The sequence below is a fragment of the Trueperella abortisuis genome, from assembly GCF_030811095.1.
GTDB lineage: Bacteria > Actinomycetota > Actinomycetes > Actinomycetales > Actinomycetaceae > Trueperella > Trueperella abortisuis.
On sequence record NZ_JAUSQL010000001.1, the window covers coordinates 1183544 to 1206608 of the forward strand.

The window sequence follows — 23065 nt, forward strand, 5'->3', positions numbered from 1 at the left end:
CGAGGGGTGCTCGCCGGTCCATAGTTGCTCCGTAGCCGGCGCGCGACCCCTGTGGATAACGCCGAGGCACGGTGGTGGGAATCGCTAGCCTGAGGGCATGCATCCGCTTCTTTACAACTCGATGACGAACCGCCAGGCCGCGCTCCTCGTGTGCGCGAGCGCGCTCACCTCGGCGTGGGTTGCCGGCACGGTCTGGGCGGGGCAACCGCAGTGGTGGTTGCCTGCGGTTTTCGCCGCCCTCTTTTACCCGCCGCTCGCCATCAATGCCGTGATCGACGCCCGTCACCACGTGCTTTTGAAGAACTGGACGCACCTGGCAGGTTTAATCGCTGTTCTCGCCTTCATGGCCGCGGGCGCGCCGTGGCCAAACCTGCTGATTGGCGCGGCGATCGCTCTGCCGATGCTCGCGGTCTCAATCTTCACGCGCGGCAGGCTGATGGGGATGGGCGACGCCCGCCTTATCGCGGTGGCGAGCCTGTGGAATTCCATCTGGGACCCTCGCGGCGCGCTCGTCATGGTCTGCGTGAGCTTCGCCCTGCACGTGTTCTACGTGCTCGGGCGTTCACTCGTGGCGCACGTGACGCTACGTTCCCGCCATGCGCTAGGCCCGTGGCTTGTGGCCGGATCCTTCCTGGCCTTCACCCTCGCGTGAGCTGGTCGGGCGCCGGGCGGCGCAAGATGGCACAATAGGAGGCATGATTCGGTGGAGTACGGCAGGTGAGTCCCACGGCCCGGCGCTGGTGGCCCTCTTCGAGGGCATGCCGGCAGGTGTCCGGGTCACCAGTGAGGATATCAAGCACGCCCTGTGGCGTCGGCGGCTCGGCTACGGGCGCGGCAGCAGGCAGCAGTTCGAGCAGGACGAGCTGAGGATCCTGTCCGGGATCCGGCACGGCCAGACTCTCGGCTCGCCCATCGCACTCGAGATCGGCAACTCGGAGTGGCCCAAGTGGTCCACCGTCATGAGCGCGGACCCGGTCGCGCCCGAGGCTCTCCTCATCGACGCCGGCACCGGCGACGAACGCGAGGTCTCCCGCAACAAGCCGCTCACGAGGCCGCGCCCGGGGCACGCGGACCTGGTGGGCATGAACAAGTACGGCTTTAATTCCGCCCGCCCGGTGCTCGAGCGCGCCTCGGCGCGCGAGACCGCCGCACGGGTCGCGCTCGGCGAGCTTGCCAAACAACTCCTCGCCCAGGCCGCGGGTACCCGGATCGTCTCCCACGTGGTGGAAGTGGGCGCCGTCCGCGGGGAGGGCCTGAGTCTACCGACGCCTGAGGATGCTCCCGCCCTCGACGGATGCGACGTGCGCCAGCTGAACACCGAGCTCGCAGCCGCCTTTCGCGCCGAGGTCGACGCGGCGAAGAAGGACGCGGATACGCTCGGCGGCGTCGTGGAGGTCGCGGCTTGGGGAGTCCCGCAGGGACTGGGCACGCACGTGCGTGGGCAGGATCGCCTGGACGGGCGGCTCGCCGGCGCTCTCATGTCGATTCAGGCGGTCAAGGGCGTGGAGATCGGAGACGGCTTCGATACGGCCCGGCGGCGCGGATCGGAGGCACACGACGAGATCGTTCGTGAAGGCGGGAGCCTCCACAGGCTGACCAACCGGGCCGGAGGCATCGAGGGAGGCATGTCGAACGGCGAGCCGATCGTGGTGCGTGTGGCCTACAAGCCGATTTCAACCGTCCCGCGTGCGCTGCGTACCATTGACGTCGCGACTGGGGAGGCAGCCACCGCGCTTCACCAGCGTTCCGACACCACGGCCGTCGTTCCTGGGGCCGTCATCGCGGAGGCGATGGTGGCGCTTGTGCTGGCCGAAGCGCTCGTGGAGAAGTTCGGCGGCGATTCGCTGGCCGAGATCCGGCGCAACCTGGACTCGTGGTGGCACTCGATCGACGAGGTTCGTAGGTAATGGGGCCACGCGCGATCTTTATCGGCATGCCCGGCGCCGGCAAGTCAACGGTGGGCAGGCGCGTCGCCGCGGCACTCGGGCTCGACTTTCGCGACTCCGACGAGCTCGTCGCGGCCCGCACCGGACGTAGCGTTGCCGCTATCTTCGATAGCGAGGGCGAGGCCGCCTTTCGCGAGATCGAGGCCGACGCGATCGAATGGGCCTGCCGTGAGTTCGACGGTATCCTCGCGCTCGGGGGTGGTGCAATCCTGCACGATCGCACGCGCCGCCTGCTCTCCGACCAGCATGTCATCCTCATTGAGGCTACGGACGAGGAGCTGACCCGGCGGGTGAGCCGCTCGCGGACCGTGCGTCCGTTGTTGCGTGCAGACCCTGCGCTCCAGATCAGGAATCTACGACGCCATCGCTCGACGCTTTACCACTGCGTTGCCAATTATGTTGTTCTTTCTGACGCGCGCCCCGTGGCCCGCGTCGTTGATGAGGTGGTGAATCACTTGGAGGCTCCCTACAGGCGCATTGCGGTGGCAGGTCAGGACTACGAGGTGGTGATCGGACACGCGCTCGCCTCGGACGTCGTCAAGCTGGCGGCCACGAAGTCTCGCGCGCTGGTGGTGTTCGACGAGGACGTGGAGCGCTACGCCCAACCGATCATCACCGAGCTGACAATTTCCGATGTCCCCACAGCCACCTTCAGGCTACCGCGCGGCGAGGAGGCGAAGACGGCGCAGGTCTTAGAGCGCGGTTGGCGCGCCGCGGGGGAGGCGCACATCGGTCGCGACGGCGTTGTCATTGCGGTCGGTGGGGGAGCAACGACCGACCTGGGCGGCTTCCTTGCGGCCACGTGGCTGCGGGGTGTGTCGGTCATCCACGTCCCCACCACGCTCCTGGGCATGGTGGATGCGGCCGTGGGTGGCAAGACGGGGATCAACACGGAGCACGGCAAGAACCTCGTGGGGGCGTTCCATCCCCCGCTGGGCGTCTTCTGCGACCTGGACACCCTTGCCACCCTGGATCCCGCTGAGCTTCGAGCCGGCATGGGAGAGGTGGCCAAGTGCGGCATGATCGCGGACCGGGAGATCTTGACCATCATTGAGGCCGGCGACGCCGAGGCGCAGCGCTTCGCACTCATCTCCCGTAGCGTCCAGGTCAAGGCCGACATCGTATCCGGTGACCTGCGTGAGTCGGGGCGGCGTGAGTTCCTCAACTATGGCCATACGCTGGCCCACGCGATCGAGGCCTCCTCTGGATACCGGGTCCGTCACGGCGAGGCGGTGGCGGTCGGCTGCGTGTTTGCCGCGGCGCTTTCGGAGGCGGCGGGAGTCGGACCGGCGGGGCTGGCCGAGCATCACCGCCGGATCCTGTCCATGCTCGGCCTTCCCACTACGTACGCGGGCGCGAGCCGCGAGGAGTTGGTCAACATCATGTTCTCGGATAAGAAGGTCCGCGATGGCAAGCTCCGCTTCGTCGTCTTGCGGGAGCTGGGCGCGCCCGAGATCCTGTTTCCCACCCCCGGTCAGCTCGAGGCGGCCTTTGCGGAGGTGGGCCTGTGAGTGCAATCTTCCTGATCGGGGCCTCCGGCACCGGCAAGTCCGCGATCGTGCGTGAGTTGGCGAAGGCGGGATTCACGGCGGCTGATGTTGACGCCGCGGTTGCCGGATCGCAGGGCTACACGCTGGAGGACTTCTACGTGCTCCTCAAGCCGGAGCGGCGCAAGGCTCTGGTGGCGCGCGCGCTCGATGATTTCCTTGACGATGTCGAGGCGGATCCGACCGGACGTTGGGCGCTCGCCATCCCATCGGACGCGCTGGGGGAGAGTCTGGAGGAACCGACGAAGGCCGCACTTGTGCGCGCACGCCTGCGCGACGCGGGAACCGTGGTCAAGCTGACGGCCGACCTGTCGACCCTGGTGACCCGCAACGGACTCATCGGTCAGCGCTCGGCCACGATGGTCATGCCGCGCAAGGAATTCCGGCTTATGCTGGCCGCGCGCGATGAGGTTTACGACGCCGTCGCCCACTACACATTTGATACAACAAAGCGAGAAGCTGCCGACGTGGCGCGCGAGCTTGTTGCGCTTGTTTAGCCCGGCTTTGTGAAGGTTTACCTTCTTAAGGATCGCCTTACCTTCGTTGTTATTGGAGTTATTCCAGAATACGATGAGGGTGTGGTTAAGAAATTTGTATCCCGGTATCCGCTCGTCGCGGTCATTGGCGTCGTGGCGCTCATCGGCGTCGCCCTCACTGCGATGGGTAATGAACCCGCCGCGCGGGTGCTCGTCTCCGCGGTCGCTGCCGTCATCGCTGCCCTCCAGCTGAAGGGGATGATCGACACTTTGCGCGAGCACAGCTTCGGCATTGACATCCTTGCCGTAACGGCGATCGCTTCCACTGTGGCTGTGGGCGAGTACTGGGCCGCGCTCGTCGTGTGCCTCATGCTCACGGGCGGCGAGGCACTCGAGGACTACGCCGAGGGCCGCGCGAGCGCGGAGCTAACCGCGTTGCTCGAGGGCGCCCCGACCACCGCCTACCGCAAGAGCGCCGGCGGCATCCAGGAAATCGCCGTCGACGACGTGGCGGTGGGTGACGAGCTCGTGGTCCGTCCCCATGAGGCGGTTCCGGTCGACGCCGTGTTGCTGTCGGACTCGGCGCTGTTGGACGAGAGCCAGCTGACGGGTGAGTCGATGCCGGTCAAACACGCCGCGGGCGACATGCTGCTTGCAGGTTCGATGAACGACGCGGACGCGATCGAGGTGCGTGCCCGCGCGGTGGCCGCCGATTCGCAGTACCAGCGCATCGTCTCGCTCGTGGAAGAGGCGCGCGAGTCCAAGGCTCCGTTCGTGCGCCTTGCCGACCGGGTCGCACTTCCCTTTACTATCATCGCCTTTATCATCGCCGGGGTGGCATGGACAGTCACGGGTGACCCGATGCGCTTCGCCCAGGTGCTCGTGGTGGCCACCCCGTGCCCGCTCATCATCGCGGCGCCGGTTGCCTTCATGGCCGGTATGTCACGCGCGGCCCGCGGCGGCATGATCATCAAGAACGCGGGCACGATTGAGCAGATCGCCAAGGTGGCCTCGGTCGCCTTTGACAAGACCGGCACGCTGACGATGGGCCAGCCGCAGATCACGGACGTGGTCAGCACGATGCCGGAGGACATGCTGCGCTTGGCGGCCAGCGCCGAGTATTATTCTTCGCATCCGCTCGCGCAAGCGATCGTGGCCGCTGCGGGGGACGTGGCCGAGCCCGAGCAGGCCCGCGACGTTCCCGCCCAGGGCGTCGTAGCCCGTGTGGAGGGCCGGCAGGTCAAGGTCGGAAAATATGGCTTCGTCATGGACGTAGACGAGCCCGCCCCCGTTGAGGCTCGCCCCGGATTCACGGCAATCTTCGTCTCCGTCGACGGCGAACTCGCGGGTCACGTTGAGCTCTCCGATCCGATACGCCCCGAGACCCCTACCGCACTGAAAGCGATCGGCGCCATAGGTGTGGACCACACCGTTATGCTCACGGGCGACGCCGAGGACACCGCGCGCCGGGTGGCCAGCGAACTTGGCATCGCCGACGTGCGGGGCGGCCTCCTTCCCGAAGACAAGGTTCGGGCCGTCACCTCGATGGGTCCCAAGCCGGTGCTCATGGTCGGAGACGGCGTCAACGACGCCCCTGTGCTCGCGGCGGCCGACGTGGGCGTTGCGATGGGTGCGCGCGGATCGGCAGCCGCAGTGGAGAGCGCCGACGTCGTCATCATGCTTGACGATCTCTCGCGTCTGGCCCGCCTCCTGCTCGTCGGCAAGCGCACGATGCGCGTGGCGTGGCAGGCCATCGCGATCGGTGTCGCGTTCTCGGTGGTCCTCATGGTGATCGGCGCAACTGGAGTCATGCCCGCTTTTGTCGGTGCGTGGATGCAGGAACTCGTGGACCTGGCGTGCATTCTGTGGGCGTTGCTGGCAGCGCGCCCGTCGCGGACGGAGCGCGAGCTGAGCGAGCGGATGGCCGGCGTCGTCGTCGAAACGAAGCCCGAATGTGGGCGAAGGACGCCCGCCGCGTCCGATCTCGTCTCATAGCGCGCAATGCCACACGCCGCGGATAAGGAATTGCGGGCCCTGCACGCTAAACTTGTGTCGAGATAAGGCCAGACAAAGATTGGATAAACGTGGCAACAACGAATGACCTCAAGAATGGCATGGTCCTCAAGATTGACAACCAGCTGTGGCAGGTAGTGGAGTTCCAGCACGTCAAGCCGGGCAAGGGCCCCGCCTTTGTTCGCACCAAGCTGCGCAACGTCCTCTCCGGCAAGAACGTCGACAGGACGATGAACGCCGGTGTCAAGGTCGAGACCGCCACGGTCGATCGCCGCGACATGCAGTACCTGTACAACGACGGCGAAGACTTCATCTTCATGGATCTTGAGACCTACGAGCAGCTGCCGGTGTCGGCGGACGTCGTGGGCGCGGCTAAGAACTACATGCTCGAGAACCAGAACGTCATCGTTGCCATGCACGACGGCCAGGTTCTCTTCATCGAACTGCCTTCCTCGGTAGTCCTCGAGATCACCTTCACCGAGCCGGGTCTGCAGGGAGACCGCTCGAACGCGGGCACGAAGCCGGCCACTCTCGAGACGGGCTACGAGATCCAGGTGCCGCTCTTCATCGAGCAGGGCACGAAGGTCAAGGTGGACACCCGTACCGGCGAGTATCTGAATCGCGCCTAATGGAGAAGAAATCTCGCCCCAACCCCAAGCGGAAGGGTCGCTCGCTTCAGCGGCAGATGGCACTCGACGTGATTTTCGAGGCCGACCTTCGCGGGACAGACCTGAGCGCCCTTCTCGAGGAGCGCAAGGTCATCTCAACCCACATGGTTCCGATTGGGGACTACGGCGTCACGATCGTCGCCACGTACGCGGACAACGCCCCTGACGTGGACTCGATGATCGAGGCGGCCTCGCCGAACTGGCCCATCGAGCGCATGTCGGTCGTGGATCGATGCCTGCTCCGCGTCGGAGCGACAGAGCTCATGTTCCTCGACGTGGACCTGCCGGTGGTCGTGTCGGAGATCAAGTCGCTCGCTCGTGACATATCCACGGATCGGGCGGTTCCCTTCCTCATGGGAGTGATCAATCGAATCGGCGAGATTCGCGCCGGCGAGACGGCCGGTTTGAATGACATAATTGAAAAGTTGCCGGTGACGGGCAAAGAGCCCGAACCGAGATAGAGGCGTTGGACGCCGGTCATCTGGCCGGCGTCCTTTTTTATGAATGGAGGGTGCATGAGCCAAGCAAAGGTCATCTTCGAGGACGGAACGGAGTTCCCTGGGCGCGCCTATGGAGCGCGGGGTGAGGTGAACGGGCGTGTGGTGGTCTGCACGTCAGCCACCGGCTACGAGCCGGCGCTCGCTGACGATGCGAACGCCGATGCGATCGTGCTGTACACGACTCCTCACATCGGTAACACGGGCATGACGGGCGCCGAGCCGCTCGTCGCGCGCGGGTTGATTGCCCGCGATCCCGTTCCGCACTCGTCGAGTGCCTTCGCCGTCGCCGAGCTGGAGCAGAGGCTGAGCGAGGACGGCGTCGTAGGTATCTGCGAGGTCGACACGCGAGCTATCATGCGCCGCGTCGGGGCCGGCGCCGCAACGGTCACCATCGTCACGGAGGAGAACTAATGCCACGTCGCACCGATATTGAATCGATCCTCGTCATCGGCTCAGGCCCGATCGTCATCGGCCAAGCCTGCGAGTTTGACTACTCCGGCACGCAGGCATGCCGCGTCCTTAAGGACGAGGGCTACCGCGTGGTGCTAGTCAACTCGAATCCGGCGACCATCATGACCGACCCCAACATGGCCGACGCCACCTACATCGAGCCCATCACGCCCGAGGTCGTGGCCCAGATTATCGCCAGGGAGCGTCCCGACGCCGTACTCGCCACCCTCGGCGGGCAGACCGCGCTCAACACGGCCACGGCACTCGCCGAAAACGGCACCTTCGCCAAATACGGCGTGGAGTTCCTCGGCGCCGACGCGGAGGCGATCCGCAAGGGTGAAGACCGTCAGGCCTTCAAAGACGTCGTCGAGGCCTGCGGCGGCGAAAGCGCGCGCTCATTCATCGCCCACACGCTCAAGGAGTGTCACGAGGCCGCGGACAAGCTGGGCTATCCGCTCGTCGTGCGTCCCTCTTTCACCATGGGCGGGCTGGGCTCGGGTCTGGCCCACAACCAGGACGAACTCGACCGGATTGTCGGCGGCGGCCTGCGCTATTCAGCCACCGCGGAGGTGCTGCTCGAGGAGTCGATCCTTGGGTGGAAAGAGATCGAGCTCGAGGTGATCCGCGACGCTAACGACGTGGCGATACTCGTGTGTTCGATTGAGAACTTCGATCCCGTCGGTGTTCACACGGGCGACTCGATCACCATGGCACCCGCACTCACACTCACCGACGCCGAATTTACCGCCGTGCGTGACCTGGGCATGGCGATCATCCGCGAGGTGGGGCTCGCGTCCGGTGGCTGTAACATCCAGATCGCGATCGAGCCGAAGACCGGGCGCATGGTCGTCATCGAGATGAACCCGCGCGTCTCGCGCTCCTCGGCGCTGGCTTCTAAGGCAACGGGCGTGCCGATTGCGAAGATTACCACGAAGCTCGCGGTGGGCTACACGCTCGAGGAGATCACCAACGACATGACCGGTCTGCCGTTGTCGGCGGGCGATCCGGCTGTCGACTACGTCGTGGTGAAGGTTGCGCGCTTTGCGTTCGAGAAGTTCCCGGCAGCGGATGACACGCTTACGACGACGATGAAGTCGGTCGGCGAGGCGATGTCGCTCGGGCGGAACTTCACCGAGGCCCTTCAAAAGGCCATGCGCTCGATCGACAAGAAGGGCGTCGTGTTCCACTGGGAGGGCGAGCCAGATGTGCCCGCGCTTCTGGAGGCGATGAGGCGCCCCACCCAGGATCGCCTCATCCAGATCCAGCAGGCGCTTCGCGGCGGGGCAAGCGTGGAACAGATCAACGAGGCGACGGCCATCGACCCGCTTTTCCTCGATCAGATCCAGCTCATCAACGAGGTTGCTGACGAGATTGCGAGCGCGCAGGCGCTGACGGCCGACGTGCTGAGAAGGGCAAAGCGCCACGGCTTCTCTGACCAGCAGATCGGTGCCATCCGCGGCATCTCGGAGCAGGCGGTGCGCGAGGTACGCTGGGCCTACAACCTGCACCCGGTCTACAAGATGGTGGACACGTGCGCGGGCACGGCGCCGGCGTCGACCCCGTACATGTATTCGACCTACGACCAGGAGAGCGAGGTCATGGCCCGGAGCAAGCCGGCCGTCATGATTCTGGGCTCGGGGCCGAACCGCATCGGGCAGGGCTTGGAGTTTGACTACTCGTGCGTGCAGGCCACGTTCGCGCTCAAGGACTACGAGACGATCATCGTCAACTGCAACCCGGAGACGGTCTCCACCGACTACGACATCTCCGACCGCCTCTACTTCGAGCCTCTCACCTTGGAGGACGTGCTCGAGGCCTACCACGCCGAGCTCAAGGCGGGACCGATCGCCGGCGTCATTGTCCAGTTGGGTGGGCAGACCCCGCTCTCGCTGGCGCAGGAGCTGAAGGCGGCGGGCCTGCCGATCGTGGGAACCACGCCCGACGCGATTGATATGGCCGAGGACCGCAAGCTGTTTGGCACGGTGCTTGAGTCCGCGGGCCTTCAGGCCCCCGAGTACGGCACGGCGATGTCGGACCAGCAGGCCGTGGACGTTGCCGAGAAGATTGGCTTCCCGGTGCTCGTGCGCCCCTCCTACGTGCTGGGCGGGCGCGGCATGCAGATCGTCTATTCCCGTGACGAGCTCGATGCCTACCTTGCCCGGCACGAGTCGGACAAGACGGATGCCTCGCGGACCTCCGCCCCGTTGCTCATCGACCGCTTCCTTGACGACGCCACGGAGATCGACGTCGACGCTCTCTACGACGGCGATGAGCTGTTCCTCGGCGGGATCATGCAACACATCGAGGAGGCCGGTATCCACTCGGGTGACTCGGCATGCGTGCTGCCTACCCTCACCCTGTCCCAGGCGATGATCGACCGGATCTTCGCCGCCACGGAGGCGATCGCCCGCGGCGTCGGCGTCGTAGGCTTGGTCAACATCCAGTTCGCCATCCAGTCCGGGGTTCTGTACGTCATCGAGGCCAACCCGCGCGCCTCGCGCACGGTTCCCTTCGTATCGAAGGCGACCGGGGTCTCGCTCGCGCCGGCGGCCACGCGGATCATGATGGGGGAGAAGATCGCCGCGCTGAAGGCCTCGGGCATGCTGCCGGCCACCGACGGGCGCGTGCTCGACCTCGTCAGCCCGGTCACGGTTAAGGAGGCCGTCCTTCCCTTCAAGCGGTTTGTGACGAGGCAGGGCACTGTGGTCGACACGGGGCTCGGCCCCGAGATGCGTTCCACAGGTGAGGTCATGGGTATCGCCGCGACCTTCCCGGCAGCGTTCGCGAAGGCCCAGAGCGCCGCGTACGGCGGGTTGCCTACGGAGGGATCGGTGTTCGTCTCCGTGTCGAACAACGACAAGGCGGCGATGATCTTCCCCGTCCTCCAGCTCAGTGACATGGGCTTCACGATCTACGCCACCAAGGGCACGTCGCAGGTGCTGGAGCGCTATGGCATCGCGACCAAACCGGTGGCCAAGCTGTCGGAGGCGGGGGAGACGAACGTCGTCGACCTCATCTCTTCGGGCGCGATCGACATGGTGGTCAATACTCCCAACACGCAGGGTGCGCGTGCAGACGGCTACTCCATCCGCGCTGCGACGACGGCGGCGAATCTGCCGATCATGACCACCATCTCGGAGTTCTCCGCTGCCGTGCAGGCAATCAAGGGCATGCGCGCCCAAAATCTGGGGATTCGCTCCCTACAGGAATACCAGGCGTCCAAATAGTGAAATGAGGGGGTAATCGGATATGTCGGACTTTTGTGGTGCGGACAGGTTTTTAGGACGCTGACCTGCGGAAACGCAAGGTCTGTGAAAAATCCGAAAAAACTGTCACAAATCGAGGGGAAATTTTCCCCCGCGAGCGGCTATATTGGCCGTATACCAGCACTTTAGGGAGGCATCATGGTTCTACCACACCTGACACCGGAAGAGCGGCAGGCTGCGCTCGAGAAGGCGGCTGTTGCGCGCAAGAAGCGCGCGGCGATCAAGGCCGATCTTAAGAGCGGCAACAAGAAGCTCTCTGAGGTCCTCGAGCTCGCCAAGGAAGATGCGGTGCTCGCCAAGCTCAAGGTCACCTCCCTTCTACAGTCGCTACCCGGCGTCGGTCCGGCCAAGTGTGAGGCGATCATGGAGGATGCGAAGATTTCGCCGTCGCGCCGCCTCGCGGGCCTGGGCAAGCACCAGGCCGAGCGCCTCATCGAGCTCTTCGGCTAACGCTGACCTGTTTCCCGCGCCGCAAGCGGCGCGGGAAATTGGGTCGCCGGGGTCCAATCTGGCACGATGGATGCATGCAGGCATTCGTTCTTACTGGCCCCACCGCCGTCGGAAAAGGTACCGTCATCGCCGAACTGCGCAAGCGGTTGCCGAGTTTGTGGTTCTCGATCTCGGCTACGACACGCTCTCCGCGTCCCGGGGAAGTCGGTGGCGTCAACTACTACTTCGTCACGCACGACGAGTTCGACCGGCTTGTCGCCGAGGGGCGGATGCTCGAGTGGGCGCTCGTTCATGGCCTGAACAAGTACGGTACCCCGCGCGGGCCGGTGGAGGAGGCGCTCGCCGAGGGGCGCACGGTTCTTCTCGAGGTTGACCTCGCCGGTGCGCGTCAGATCCGCCAATCCATGCCGGAGGCGTACCAGATCTTCCTCGCGCCGCCGTCGTGGGAGGATCTCGAAGCTCGACTCCGTGGCCGCGGAACCGAGGGCGAGGAAGAGCAGCTTCGCCGTTTGGAAACCGCGAAGGTTGAGCTGGCTGCCGAGGGCGAGTTTGACGAGGTCGTCGTCAATGAGACAGTGGCACAGGCCACCGAGGACATACTTAAGATTATGCGCGCCAAAGGCTAGAATGTAGGGTCGATGCCTTGTTTTAAGGCGCCATTTCGTGGAGAGGCAAACATGTTCGGAACCACCCCTCATCCTGAGGGCATCACGTCGCCGGCGATTGACGACCTGTTGGAGAAGGTCGATTCGAAGTACACGCTCGTTGTTTACGGCGCCGCGCGTGCCCGCCAGATCAACTCCTACCGCCAGGAGATGAAGTCCGGCGATCAGAACATCACCAACATCGGCCCGCTCGTTCCCGCGCTTCCTGAGGACAAGCCGCTCTCGGTTGCGCTACAGGAAATCGATCAGGATAAGCTCTCGCTGACCGTTGAAGAGTAAGACATCGGGAGCCTCCCAGCAGGGAGGCTCTTGTGTATCCACCCCGCGGGTGCTCGTCGGGGTCTGCGGCGGTATCGCCGCCTACAAGGTCGCCGGCGTTGTGCGCAGGCTACGTCAGGCGGGGGTCGACGTGGTCGTGGTGCCAACCCCCGCATCCCTCGACTTCGTGGGAGCGACAACGTGGGAGGCCCTTTCCGGCAACCCCGTACACGTTCGTATCCCGGAGGGCGCGGACCGAGTGGTTCACGTGGCGACCGGCCAGAGCGCCGACCTGGTGCTCATCGCGCCGGGAACTGCCAACACGATGGCCAAGCTCGCCGCTGGTATCGCGGATAATCTTCTTACCGCTTCCGCTCTCGTGGCCACGTGCCCGGTCATGATTGCCCCGGCGATGCACACAGAAATGTGGAATAACCCCGCAACCCAGGCGAACGTCGCGACGCTCGCCGCGCGCGGGGTTGAGTTTATCGGTCCGGCGATCGGGCGCCTGACGGGTGCGGATTCCGGTGTGGGGCGAATGGTGGAGCCGGAGGAGATCGCCGAGGCCGCCATTGCCCGCCTCGGCCTGCCCGTGCCGTCCTCGAGCGACGTCGCCCGGCAGGACGCGACCGGCCTGCCAGTCTCGGACCTGGCCGGCGCGTCGGTCGCCATCTCTGCCGGCGGCACACGCGAACCCATCGACCCGGTCCGATTTATCGGTAACCACTCTACGGGGCGGATGGGGATCGAGCTGGCGAACGAGGCCGCCCGCCGGGGCGCTCGCGTGACGCTCGTGGCCGCGAACATCGAGGCTGCCCTGCTCGCGCAGCTCGATCCGCGCGTGGTCATCGAGCCCGTCGACACCGCGCAGGAGCTCTCCGCAGCCATGGACTCCCACGCGGAGTGCGATGTCCTCATCATGGCGGCCGCCGTCTCCGACTTCCGTGTCGCCGAGCGTTCCACGTCCAAGATCAAGCACGGCGAGGAGCTCCACCTGCGCCTCGTCGCCAACCCCGATATTCTTGCGGGTCTTACCCGCAACCGCCGCCCGAACCAGATCATCGTAGGCTTTGCCGCGGAGACGGGTGACGACACCAACGATTACCTGGAGTTCGGCCGCCAAAAGGCGCGCAAGAAAGGCGCCGACCTCCTGGTTATCAACCGCGTCGGAGAGCGCACCGGCTTCGGTGACGTCGACACGGCTGTGACGATCGTTGACTCCGACGGGCGCACCGTCGGCGAGGCAGCTGGCACCAAGCGCGAGGTTGCCGTCGCCATCCTGTCCACCATCTCCACAAGGAAGAACCTGTGATGAAGCTATTTTCCTCTGAGTCCGTGACCGAAGGTCACCCGGATAAGGTCTGCGACCGCATTTCCGACACGATCCTTGATGCCCTACTAGCCGAGGATCCCACGGCGCGCTCCGCGGTCGAGACGATGGTGACCACCGGTCTGGTCGCCGTCGTCGGAGAAGTGACGACGAACGCATACGTCGACATCCCCGCCCTCGTGCGCGAGGCAATCCGCGACATCGGATACACCTCCTCTGAGATCGGCTTCGACGCCGATTCGTGCGGAGTACTCGTCTCGATTGACCAGCAGTCGGCCGACATCGCGGGCGGCGTGAACTCGTCATTGGAGGCGCGCACGGGCGCGGGCGCGGACACGCTCGACCAGCAGGGCGCGGGCGACCAGGGCATCATGTTCGGGTATGCGACCAACGAGACCGAGACCCTCATGCCGCTGCCGATCCATCTTTCCCACCGCCTTGCCGAGCGCCTGACGGAGGTACGCAAGCGCGGCATCGTTCCGGGTTTGCGCCCTGACGGCAAGACCCAGGTGACTGTCGACTACGACGGCGATCGTCCGGTCGGCGTCCGCACGGTCATCGTCTCCACCCAGCACGACGCGGATGTGAGCCAGGACTGGCTTGGGCGCGCGATCCGAGAGCACGTCGTCCTGCCGGTGCTCGACACCGAGACAGATGTGGATACCTCGGAGGTGGAGGTGCTCGTCAACCCGTCGGGTCGCTTCGTCATCGGCGGTCCCCAGGGGGATGCGGGCGTGACCGGCCGGAAGATCATCGTTGACACCTACGGCGGTATGGCCCGCCACGGCGGCGGCGCGTTCTCCGGCAAGGACCCGTCGAAGGTGGATCGCTCTGCCACCTACGCCGCGCGCTGGGTAGCAAAGAACGTGGTGGCTGCCCAGTTGGCGGATCGATGCGAGGTTCAGATCGCTTACGCGATCGGCCGCGCCCGGCCGGTCTCGGTCCGCATTGACACCTTTGGTACGAACCACGTGGACGAGGCCGCAATCGAGAAGGCCGTAGCGGCCGTGTTCGATCTGCGCCCGGCCGCGATCATTCGCGACCTTGACCTGTTGCGCCCGATCTACGCGGCGACGTCGGCTTACGGGCACTTCGGCCGAAACAACCCCGACTTCACGTGGGAGCGTACCGACCGCGTGGAGGAGCTACGCGCGGCGATCTAAAATGTCGGACGCTCATGATTCAATGAACTCATGACGAACGACGGGCTATTTGGCCTCCCAGAATTTGGACATCAGGAAGAGCTGCTCTCCCTGAGCCCCGTCGCGCGCCGCGTGGACGGAGTGGAACGCCCGGTCGCGCGCGTCTTGCTCGACATGCCCCAGCCGCACATGGACCACCTCTTCGACTACCAGATTCCCGCGACAATGGATGCGGTGGAGGAAGGTGCCCGCGTAGTGGTTAACGTGGGCCAGCGTAAGGTGGGCGGCTTCGTCGTGGAGCGTACCGATGTCACTGCCCTGGCCTCGCTGCGCCCGCTCGCCCGGGTGGTCTCCCCGATGCGGGTCTTGACACCGGAGGTACTTCAGCTGGCGCGAGCCGTCGCCGCCCGGCAAGCCGCGCCGGTGGCCCACTGCCTGCGCCTCGCCGTCCCCCAGCGTCACGCGCGCGCTGAGCGCGAGTTTTTCGAGGATCCGCCGTCCTTCGGGAAGTCTAGGGTGGTCGATGATTCGCCGTGGTCGGCCTACATCGGCGGGCCGGAGTTCGCTACGAAGGTGCGCGCCGGCGCCCACCCGAGTGCCGCGGTGCAGATGCGTGCCCGGGACCGCGTCCACCACCTGTTGCCGAGCCTGGTGAGCGCGGTGCGGGAGGCGGGAGAGTCGGTGCTTGTCGTGGTGCCCACGCCGGTCATGGCACGCCAGCTCGCGGAGGATCTGGAGCGCCTGGTAGGGGAGAAGCCGGTGCTCATGATCTCGCAAGACGAGCACGCCACCCGCTACCGCACGTTTCTCAGCGTGCTCACGGGACGAGCCCGCATCGTGGTCGGAACGCGCGCGGCGGCGTGGGCGCCGGCCGAAAAGCTCGGCATGGTCGTGCTCGTCGATGATCACCACTCGACGCTAAGGGAACGCCGTAGCCCATACGTCCACGCACGCGAGGTGCTCGCCTTGCGCGCGAAGCTCAGCGGCTGTTCCTTCGTCGCCTTCAACTTCGGTCCGTCCCCCGAGCTTGCGGCGATGGTGGCGCGGGGAAGGGCGCGCTGGATCACGCCTGCGCCCAGTGCGCACCGCGACGGGGTGGCGCAGATTATGGCCGCGCAGGACTTCCGGATTGAGGGGATCGATCTGGCCCGGATGCCCTCCTCCGTCTTCGCGGTCACCCGCGAGGGGCTCACCCGCGGGCCGGTGCTCTTCCTCGTCCCGGAGGCCGGATACGTGCCCGTCACGGCGTGTAACCGGTGCCGGCAGCTGGCCACCTGCCCGCTGTGCGGGGGGTGGCTGGCGATCAGCCACCCGGGTGCGCCTTTGCAGTGCACGCGGTGTTCGCACGTGGTGCGTGCTTTTCGTTGCGCAGAATGCGGTGGCACGCAGGTGCGCGCAGTACGGATCGGATCGCAGCGTACGGCCCAAGAGGTGGGCCGGGCGTTTCGGGGCACACCGATCCACGTGGCGGGGGTTGGCCAATCGGCCGGGCTTGACGGCTCGGCGCGCATCGTCGTCTCCACGCCGGGTGTGATTCCGGACGTGGAGGGCGGATACACCGCCGCGGTGGTGCTCGACGCGGGTTACCTGTTGCGTTCCAACCGGCTGGATGCGGAGGTCCATTTCCTGCGCACCATCGCGCACGCCACCGCACTCGTGCGGCCGCGAAGCGCGGGCGGCAAGCTGCTGGTGGTAGGCGACGTGCCCACGCCCTTGGTCGGGGCCCTGCACACGTGGGATATGGCCGGCTGGGCAGAGGGCGTGCTCGGCGAACGCCAGCCCATTGCCCTGCCGCCTACTGCATGCTGGGTGGAGGTGCGCGCGGACCGAGAGGGGCTGCGCCAGTATCTTGGGCTGCTTTCCGCGGCAGCTCAGGCTGGTCTTGCCCGTCAGACGGGCAAGGATACCCCTGTTGGCCAGGCAGCTCCGGAGCTTCCGGTCGACGCGCTGCTGAGCGGGGGAGCGCATGACGTGGTGCCTGGCATGGCGATACTCGGCCCGCAGCTGGCCGGGGATGAACTCCTGGTTTACCTGCGCTTTCCGGAGTCCGAGCGCGCGGAAAGGATGGCCACGGTGTATGCGGCGCTCCGCGAGGCTTCGGCCCGGAGGGTGTCCGGTGTGCGTGTACGGGTGGATCCCGAACTGTAAGGGCCGGGCCAAAGCCCGTAAGATGGAAAGGTGCGTATCATCTTTGCAGGAACACCCGACACCTCGGTTCCCTCACTCGACAAGTTGAACGAGGACCACGAGGTCCTCGCTGTGCTCACCCGTGCCCCGGCGCCGGTGGGCCGCAAGCGTGTGTTGACCAAGTCGCCCGTCCACGAACGCGCGCAGGAGTTGGGCCTGCCGGTCCTGACCCCGCGTAGTCTTCGGGACGCCCAGGTCCAGGCGCAGATCGCGGAGTTGGCTCCCGAGGCGGTGGCAGTAGTCGCCTACGGTCTGCTCGTCCCGGAGGAGCTACTTGGGCTGCCCGCCCACGGCTGGCTCAACCTTCACTTTTCCCTGCTTCCGCGCTGGCGCGGGGCGGCTCCCGTGCAGTACGCCATCGCCCACGGGGATACGGTGACGGGCACGGCCGTATTCCAGATCGAGTCCGGGTTGGACACCGGTCCGGTCTACGACGTGCGCGAACACCCCATCGCCGAATCTGACACCGCCGAGTCCCTGCTCGCCGTGCTCGCCCAGTCCGGCGCGGCGCAACTCTCGCAGGTTCTGGCCGAGATCGAGTCCGGCCACGCTCAGGCGCGGCCCCAGGAGGGAGTGGCGACTCTCGCACCGCGGCTCACCTCCAAGGACGCCCGGATCGACTGGTCCCAACCGGCTGAGGTGGTGTCGGCCCGTACCCGCGGCTGGTGGCCCGCCCCCGGGGCGTGGTCCGATATGGACGGCAAGCGCGTCAAACTCGGCCCGGCCGCCGTCACCGATATCGAGGGCCTGCGCCCCGGACAGATCGGCGAAGGTGGCGTGGTAGGCACGGGAACTACGGCCGTCCGGCTGTCCCGGGTGGGTCCGGCAGGCAAGGCGTGGATGGAAAGCGCGGACTGGATCCGGGGACTACACGGTAAGGCGAGCTTTGAGGTGAGGCAGTGATGAGCGAACGTCCATCAGGGTGGCGTCCCGGCCGCAGGCAGAGCGACGCAGCCCGCACCGCCGTCTTCGAGGTCCTCACGGATGTGGAGACGAACGGGGCTTATGCCAACATCGCCCTGCCCAAGGCGATCCGAGCCGCGCGGCTGAACAAGCAGGACGCGGCCTTTGCCACGAACCTGTGCTACGGCACGCTGCGACTGCAGGGGCGTTGGGATGCCATACTCGCCCACTGCATGGACCGTGAACCCGAGCCGGCCGTCGGGGTGCTGTTGAGGATGGGCGTGCACCAGTTGTTCGCCCTACGCACCCCGCCCCACGCCGCGATTAACGAGACCGTCATGCTCACCCGCCACCATGTGGGCACGGGCGCGTCGGGTTTCGTCAACGCCGTCCTACGCCAGGCCAATGAGCGCTCGCTCAAGGAGTGGCAGGTACAGCTCAAGGACGACCACGGCAAGGCCGCCTCGACGGGGTTCATCGCCGACTGGTTTTCCCACCCGCGTTGGATTGTGCGCGCGCTGTCGGTGGCGCTCGTGGCCCACGGCCGAGAGCGCCGGGACCTCATCTCGGTCTTGAAAGCCGACAACGAGCCGGCCGACGTGGCCCTCGTTGCGCGCGACATTTCGATTAACGCGTTGCGCTCCGACGTCGGGCGGGGACACATGAGCTGCCGGCCCGGCCACCTCGTGGACTCGGCCCTCATCCTCGAGGGTGGCGACCCTGGGCGGGTGTTCGCCGTCCGAGACGGAATTGCGGGCGTTCAGGACGAGGGCTCCCAGCTCGTGGCCCGGACCTTCGCCGCCGCCCCCGTCGACGGTGAAGACGGTGCCTGGCTCGACATGTGTGCCGGGCCGGGCGGTAAGACGGCCACCCTCGTGGCGCTCAACCCCGCCGTCACCATCTTCGCCAACGAGCTTCACGAGCACCGCCTGGACCTGGTGGCTGACAACGTGGCACCCTGGGCCGATCGAGTTCAGCTCAGGCTCGGCGACGGCGCCGACATCGGCGCGGAGCAGCCCGCGAGCTTCGACAGGGTGCTCATCGACGCGCCATGTACGGGTATTGGTGCGCTGCGTCGCCGCCCTGAGGCGCGGTGGGTGAAGGCGGCCGGCGACGCCCTCGATCTAGTCCGCCTCCAGCTCTCCCTCCTGGAGTCCGGGTGGGAAGCCGTCCGGCCTGGGGGAGTGGTGGGGTACTCGACCTGCTCGCCCTACCTACCCGAGACCACCGGCGTGGTTGAGACCTTCCTCGCCGGTCGCGAGGATGTGGAGGTGCTCGACGCCCGCGAGCTCGCCTCTTCCCAGGCGAAGTTCCCGATCGTCGGGGCGGGGCCCTACCTCCAGCTGTGGCCAGACCTGCATGCCTCGGACGCCATGTTCCTTGCACTCTTGCGCAAGCGCGCGCGTTAGGCTCCGTATAGAATTGCCACATGAGAATCTCCCCATCCATCCTCAATTGTGACTTTTCGGACCTGCGCGGCGAACTGACCAAGATCCGTAACGCCGACTGGGCACACGTAGACATCATGGACAACCACTTCGTGCCCAACCTGACGATGGGCGTCCCGATCGTGGAGTCGATCGTCGGGATCTCGCAGATTCCGGTCGACACGCACTTGATGATCGAGGACCCGGACCGCTGGGCGCCCGCCTACGCTGAAGCCGGCGCGAAGTCGGTCACCTTCCACGCGGAGGCCGCGGCCGCGCCGCTACGCCTCGCGCGCGAGCTGCGGGCGATGGGCGTGCGCGCGGGGCTGGGTCTCAAGCCCGCTACCCCCATCGAGCCCTACCTCGACATCCTCGACGAGTTCGACATGATCCTCATCATGACTGTCGAGCCCGGTTTCGGCGGCCAGTCCTTCATCGAGTCGATGATGGCGAAGGTGGCCCGCACCCGCGACGCCGTGAACAAGTCGGGCCTCGACGTGTGGATTCAGGTGGACGGCGGTATTTCGCGGGAGACGATCGAGATCGCGGCCGACGCCGGGGCCGACACGTTCGTTGCCGGATCGGCGGTCTACAAGTCGGAGGACGCCTACGCCGAGGTCGAGGCGCTACGCGAGTTGGCGAGCCGACACACACATTCTCGTTAAAGGTGCCTATACTGGGCACGTGCACATGCTCCGGGGTCAGTGAAAATCTGAACCGGCGGTGAAAGTCCGCGACCCGGCCCACTTGGGCCGGTTGATGGGGTGAGATTCCCCGACCGACGGTGAAAGTCCGGATGGGAGGAGCAATGAGGCGGCGTGTGCCGCCCGCACGCTTGACGCGTGCGTCCTTCCCGGTGCGTGCATGGGAAGGGACGAATGAAGCGGATGACATGGGCGGCACCGATCACGGTCGGCGTCGTTGCGATGATTGCCTGGATTGCGCTGACCGAGACGGGCGTGGTGGCGGAGTGGATTCTGCCCAGCCCCCGTCAGGTTGGCCAGCGGCTTTTCGCCGGGCTCGGCAAAGGCTACCTGGTCGACGGCACGCTCCAGACGCTGTACGAGGCGCTCCTGGGGTGCTTCTTCGCGGCGCTCATCGGCATTCCGCTCGGCTTCGCTATCGCCCATTGGCGGGCGCTGGCGGCGTCGGTTCAACCCTATCTGGCGGCTTCCCAGGCCATCCCTGCGGTCGCCATCGCACCCATGCTCGTGATCTGGGTGGGCTACGGAACGACCCCCATCGTCGTGCTGTGTACGATCATGGTCGTGTTCCCCATCGTCATCAATACGACGGTGGGAGCCAAAAGCATCGACCCAGACATCATCGGGGCCGCCCGCCTCGACGGTGCCGGGTCACTTCGCCTGGTGGGGATGATTGAGCTTCCCCTGGCGGCGCCGAACATCTTGGCCGGCCTGCGCAACGGCTTCACGCTGTCGATCACGGGTGCGGTAGTTGGGGAGATGGTCATCGGCGGCCGTGACGGGCTGGGCATCGTCCTCGTCGGGGCGCAGGCGCTCAATGACATCTCGGGCATGTTCGCCGCGATCGTCATCTTGGCAGTGTGCGCGATCCTGATCTACGTTCTCTTGCTCATCGCAGAATCCAGGGCCGTCTTGGCCGTGGAAGGAAGAAAAGGTAGAAAATGAAGAAGCTACTGGCGCTGCTGGCGCTGCTGGCGTTGACGTCCTGCTCGGGCGGGCCGGACACCGCCCCGACCTCCCCGTCGGTTGAGAGCCCCGCCGCGCACTCCGATGACGCCGGCGCCGCCGCCCTCACGATCGGCCTGACCTACATCCCCGACGTTCAGTTCGCCCCGGTCTACGTGGCGCTCGAGAAGGGCTACTTCGCCGACGAGGGCCTGGAGGTAACCATCCGCCACCACGGCGCGCAAGAGTCCCTCCTCGGTGCGCTGCAGTCTGGCGAGGAGGACGTCGTCTTCGCGGGCGGGGACGAGATGATGCAGGCGCGAAGCACCGGCGTCGACGTCGTGAACTGGGCGACGATGTACCAGCGCTACCCGGTGGTTCTCATCGCGAAGGCCGATTCGGGGATCACCTCACCCGCGGACCTCGCGGGCAAGACGGTGGGTCTGCCCGGCCCATACGGCGAGAACTATTTCGGTCTGCTCGCCATGCAGAAGGCTTACGGGTTGGAGGATATGCAGGTCGATTACATCGGCTACACCCAGTCGGCGGCGCTGAGCTCGGGTCAGGTGGACGCCATCATCGGGTTCACCAATAACGACGCCGTCTCCATGCGTCACGCTGGAATCGACGTGGTCGAGATGCCGTTGGTCGAGGGCAACCTGCCGCTTGTCGGCGTCGGGCTGGGATCGATCAACGTCGAGCCGGAGACGATGTCGAAGGTGCTTTCCGCGATGGAGAAGGCGACCGCCGACGCCTCCGCGGATCTTGACGGCACGCTGGACATTGTGGAGAGCTACGTGCCCACGCTCGCCGAACCCGACCAACGCGAGCTCGCCGGCGAGGTGCTCAAGGCTACCCTGAAGCTGTACACCGGCGGAGAGTCGTTCGGCGCGCAGGACGAACGGGCCTGGGAGGCCATGTCGGGCTTCCTTGAGGAGACCGGCGTGCTCGAAAAGCCCGTGTCCGCTACCGACGCCTACACGCTCGACGTTCTTAAAGCACGGACTAAGTGAGGCCAGCGCCCGGGCAGGGCTACAATGAAAGCGTGAAAACGTTTGAAGAGCTGTTTGCGGAACTGTCGACGAAGGCCATTGAGCGCCCCGAAGGTTCGGGGTCGGTCAAGGAGCTAGATGCTGGGATTCATTTCATCGGCAAGAAGATCGTGGAGGAGGCTGGCGAGGTTTGGATTGCCGCCGAGTACCAGTCTGATGAGGAGCTGGCCGAGGAGGCATCCCAGTTGCTCTACCATCTTCAGCTCATGCTCATCGCCCGCGGCCTGACCTTGGCCGACGTTTACCGGTACCTCTAGGAGAGTCATGCTTCGCATCGCCGTGCCCAATAAGGGCTCCCTGTCCGATCCCGCCTCGCGCATGCTCGCTGAGGCCGGCTACCGTCAGCGTCGCGAGTCGCGCGAGCTTGTGCTCGTTGATGAGGACAACGATGTTGAGTTCTTCTACATCCGCCCTCGCGACGTGGCGGTCTATGTCGGCGCCGGCACGGTCGACGTCGGCATCACCGGCCGTGACCTTCTGGTCGACTCGCAGGCGGGCGCGGTCGAGCACCGCGGTTTGGGCTTCGCCCGCGCAACATTCCGATTCGCCGCCCCCGGCGGGGAGACGATGACGATCGCCGACCTGGACGGAAAGCGCATCGCCACCTCCTACGACTCGCTGGTCAGCAGCTACCTGGCCGAGCGCGGAATCCAGGCGACTGTGGTCCATCTGGACGGCGCGGTGGAGAGCTCGGTGCGGCTCGGGGTCGCGGACGCGATCGCCGACGTCGTTGAGACGGGTTCGACGTTGCGGGCGGCGGGCATGGCCGTGTTCGGCGAGCCGTTGCTGCGCTCGGAGGCGATCCTCATCCGCCGCGCGGATCAGGAAGTCGGCCACGACTTACGCATTCTCGACGGCCGCCTCGAGGGCGTCATCATGGCGCGCAACTACGTGCTCATGGACTACGACATCCAGCGTGATCGCTTGGAGCAGGCCGTCACGCTCACCCCCGGTTACCAGTCGCCTACGGTCTCGCCACTCCACGACGAGGACTGGGTGGCCGTGCGGGCGATGGTGGAGCGCAAGAAGATGAACGCCGTCATGGACGATCTTCACGACGTCGGGGCGCGTGGCATCCTCGTCACCCCGATCCTGACTTCGCGCATCTAGAGGCGGCTATCGGCGCCGCCCGACGC

The 23065-nt window shown here is 65.9% G+C and carries 22 protein-coding genes and 1 riboswitch; all 22 genes read left to right on the forward strand.

Annotation, left to right across the window (positions count from 1 at the left end):
- The first annotated feature begins 97 nt into the window (after positions 1-97).
- Positions 98-652 carry a prepilin peptidase gene (locus J2S45_RS05230; protein ID WP_296929628.1) on the forward strand — a complete coding sequence of 185 codons (555 nt, stop codon included), beginning with the start codon at positions 98-100 and terminating at the stop codon, positions 650-652.
- A gap of 43 nt (positions 653-695) precedes the next feature.
- On the forward strand, positions 696-1907 hold the full coding sequence (gene aroC / locus J2S45_RS05235; protein ID WP_296929630.1) for a chorismate synthase: 1212 nt from the start codon (positions 696-698) through the stop codon (positions 1905-1907).
- Entirely contained in the window at positions 1907-3457 is a 1551-nt protein-coding gene (aroB, locus tag J2S45_RS05240; protein ID WP_307634752.1) for a 3-dehydroquinate synthase, read from the forward strand. The genes aroC and aroB overlap by 1 nt, the downstream gene beginning before the upstream one ends.
- Complete coding sequence (locus J2S45_RS05245) at positions 3454-3990, forward strand: nucleoside/nucleotide kinase family protein (RefSeq protein WP_307634753.1); 537 nt, start codon at positions 3454-3456, stop codon at positions 3988-3990. The genes aroB and J2S45_RS05245 overlap by 4 nt, the downstream gene beginning before the upstream one ends.
- A gap of 81 nt (positions 3991-4071) precedes the next feature.
- Positions 4072-5964, forward strand: coding sequence for a heavy metal translocating P-type ATPase (locus tag J2S45_RS05250; RefSeq protein WP_307634754.1), 1893 nt, complete (start codon positions 4072-4074; stop codon positions 5962-5964).
- Positions 5965-6053: 89 nt separating this feature from the next.
- A complete protein-coding gene (gene efp, locus J2S45_RS05255) occupies positions 6054-6611 on the forward strand; it encodes an elongation factor P (protein ID WP_270974530.1) in 558 nt (185 codons plus the stop codon).
- Complete coding sequence (locus J2S45_RS05260; RefSeq protein ID WP_307634755.1) at positions 6611-7111, forward strand: transcription antitermination protein NusB; 501 nt, start codon at positions 6611-6613, stop codon at positions 7109-7111. Before efp ends, J2S45_RS05260 begins: the two co-directional genes overlap by 1 nt.
- A 54-nt stretch (positions 7112-7165) precedes the next feature.
- Positions 7166-7561: a carbamoyl-phosphate synthase domain-containing protein gene (locus J2S45_RS05265; protein ID WP_307634756.1), complete on the forward strand. Its 396-nt coding sequence runs from the start codon at positions 7166-7168 to the stop codon at positions 7559-7561.
- The gene (gene carB, locus J2S45_RS05270; RefSeq protein WP_307634757.1) at positions 7561-10827 is read left to right on the forward strand and encodes a carbamoyl-phosphate synthase large subunit; all 3267 of its coding nucleotides are present in this window, start codon (positions 7561-7563) and stop codon (positions 10825-10827) included. Before J2S45_RS05265 ends, carB begins: the two co-directional genes overlap by 1 nt.
- Positions 10828-11004: 177 nt before the next feature.
- Positions 11005-11316: an integration host factor, actinobacterial type gene (gene mihF / locus J2S45_RS05275; RefSeq protein ID WP_307634758.1), complete on the forward strand. Its 312-nt coding sequence runs from the start codon at positions 11005-11007 to the stop codon at positions 11314-11316.
- Positions 11317-11390: 74 nt separating this feature from the next.
- A complete protein-coding gene (gene gmk / locus J2S45_RS05280; protein WP_307634759.1) occupies positions 11391-11942 on the forward strand; it encodes a guanylate kinase in 552 nt (183 codons plus the stop codon).
- 51 nt (positions 11943-11993) lie between these two features.
- Positions 11994-12260 carry a DNA-directed RNA polymerase subunit omega gene (gene rpoZ, locus J2S45_RS05285; RefSeq protein ID WP_270974536.1) on the forward strand — a complete coding sequence of 89 codons (267 nt, stop codon included), beginning with the start codon at positions 11994-11996 and terminating at the stop codon, positions 12258-12260.
- Entirely contained in the window at positions 12250-13551 is a 1302-nt protein-coding gene (coaBC, locus tag J2S45_RS05290; RefSeq protein ID WP_307634760.1) for a bifunctional phosphopantothenoylcysteine decarboxylase/phosphopantothenate--cysteine ligase CoaBC, read from the forward strand. Before rpoZ ends, coaBC begins: the two co-directional genes overlap by 11 nt.
- Positions 13551-14732, forward strand: coding sequence for a methionine adenosyltransferase (gene metK, locus J2S45_RS05295; RefSeq protein WP_307635430.1), 1182 nt, complete (start codon positions 13551-13553; stop codon positions 14730-14732). Before coaBC ends, metK begins: the two co-directional genes overlap by 1 nt.
- A 30-nt stretch (positions 14733-14762) precedes the next feature.
- Positions 14763-16859 (forward strand): primosomal protein N' family DNA-binding protein, encoded by a 2097-nt coding sequence (locus tag J2S45_RS05300; protein WP_307634761.1) that lies wholly within the window; start codon positions 14763-14765, stop codon positions 16857-16859.
- A gap of 30 nt (positions 16860-16889) precedes the next feature.
- On the forward strand, positions 16890-17801 hold the full coding sequence (gene fmt, locus J2S45_RS05305) for a methionyl-tRNA formyltransferase (protein ID WP_296929649.1): 912 nt from the start codon (positions 16890-16892) through the stop codon (positions 17799-17801).
- Positions 17801-19210, forward strand: a complete 1410-nt coding sequence (locus J2S45_RS05310) for a transcription antitermination factor NusB (protein ID WP_307634762.1) — start codon at positions 17801-17803, stop codon at positions 19208-19210. Before fmt ends, J2S45_RS05310 begins: the two co-directional genes overlap by 1 nt.
- A gap of 20 nt (positions 19211-19230) precedes the next feature.
- Complete coding sequence (gene rpe / locus J2S45_RS05315; protein ID WP_307634763.1) at positions 19231-19893, forward strand: ribulose-phosphate 3-epimerase; 663 nt, start codon at positions 19231-19233, stop codon at positions 19891-19893.
- Positions 19894-19915: 22 nt separating this feature from the next.
- Positions 19916-20040, forward strand: a riboswitch (FMN riboswitch).
- A gap of 66 nt (positions 20041-20106) precedes the next feature.
- Positions 20107-20877, forward strand: coding sequence for an ABC transporter permease (locus tag J2S45_RS05320; protein WP_296929653.1), 771 nt, complete (start codon positions 20107-20109; stop codon positions 20875-20877).
- Positions 20874-21890, forward strand: coding sequence for an ABC transporter substrate-binding protein (locus J2S45_RS05325; protein ID WP_270974543.1), 1017 nt, complete (start codon positions 20874-20876; stop codon positions 21888-21890). Before J2S45_RS05320 ends, J2S45_RS05325 begins: the two co-directional genes overlap by 4 nt.
- A 32-nt stretch (positions 21891-21922) precedes the next feature.
- Positions 21923-22186, forward strand: a complete 264-nt coding sequence (locus J2S45_RS05330) for a phosphoribosyl-ATP diphosphatase (protein WP_270974544.1) — start codon at positions 21923-21925, stop codon at positions 22184-22186.
- A 7-nt stretch (positions 22187-22193) separates the two neighbouring features.
- Positions 22194-23039, forward strand: a complete 846-nt coding sequence (gene hisG, locus J2S45_RS05335; protein WP_270974547.1) for an ATP phosphoribosyltransferase — start codon at positions 22194-22196, stop codon at positions 23037-23039.
- Positions 23040-23065 lie beyond the last annotated feature (26 nt).

Coding starts and splice junctions, on each gene's coding strand:
- J2S45_RS05230 (WP_296929628.1), top strand. CDS start 98: ATGCATCCGCTTCTTTACAACTCGATGACGAACCGCCAGGCCGCGCTC.
- aroC (WP_296929630.1), top strand. CDS start 696: ATGATTCGGTGGAGTACGGCAGGTGAGTCCCACGGCCCGGCGCTGGTG.
- aroB (WP_307634752.1), top strand. CDS start 1,907: ATGGGGCCACGCGCGATCTTTATCGGCATGCCCGGCGCCGGCAAGTCA.
- J2S45_RS05260 (WP_307634755.1), top strand. CDS start 6,611: ATGGAGAAGAAATCTCGCCCCAACCCCAAGCGGAAGGGTCGCTCGCTT.
- J2S45_RS05265 (WP_307634756.1), top strand. CDS start 7,166: ATGAGCCAAGCAAAGGTCATCTTCGAGGACGGAACGGAGTTCCCTGGG.
- carB (WP_307634757.1), top strand. CDS start 7,561: ATGCCACGTCGCACCGATATTGAATCGATCCTCGTCATCGGCTCAGGC.
- mihF (WP_307634758.1), top strand. CDS start 11,005: ATGGTTCTACCACACCTGACACCGGAAGAGCGGCAGGCTGCGCTCGAG.
- gmk (WP_307634759.1), top strand. CDS start 11,391: ATGCAGGCATTCGTTCTTACTGGCCCCACCGCCGTCGGAAAAGGTACC.
- rpoZ (WP_270974536.1), top strand. CDS start 11,994: ATGTTCGGAACCACCCCTCATCCTGAGGGCATCACGTCGCCGGCGATT.
- metK (WP_307635430.1), top strand. CDS start 13,551: ATGAAGCTATTTTCCTCTGAGTCCGTGACCGAAGGTCACCCGGATAAG.
- J2S45_RS05300 (WP_307634761.1), top strand. CDS start 14,763: ATGACGAACGACGGGCTATTTGGCCTCCCAGAATTTGGACATCAGGAA.
- J2S45_RS05310 (WP_307634762.1), top strand. CDS start 17,801: ATGAGCGAACGTCCATCAGGGTGGCGTCCCGGCCGCAGGCAGAGCGAC.
- rpe (WP_307634763.1), top strand. CDS start 19,231: ATGAGAATCTCCCCATCCATCCTCAATTGTGACTTTTCGGACCTGCGC.
- J2S45_RS05320 (WP_296929653.1), top strand. CDS start 20,107: ATGAAGCGGATGACATGGGCGGCACCGATCACGGTCGGCGTCGTTGCG.
- J2S45_RS05325 (WP_270974543.1), top strand. CDS start 20,874: ATGAAGAAGCTACTGGCGCTGCTGGCGCTGCTGGCGTTGACGTCCTGC.
- hisG (WP_270974547.1), top strand. CDS start 22,194: ATGCTTCGCATCGCCGTGCCCAATAAGGGCTCCCTGTCCGATCCCGCC.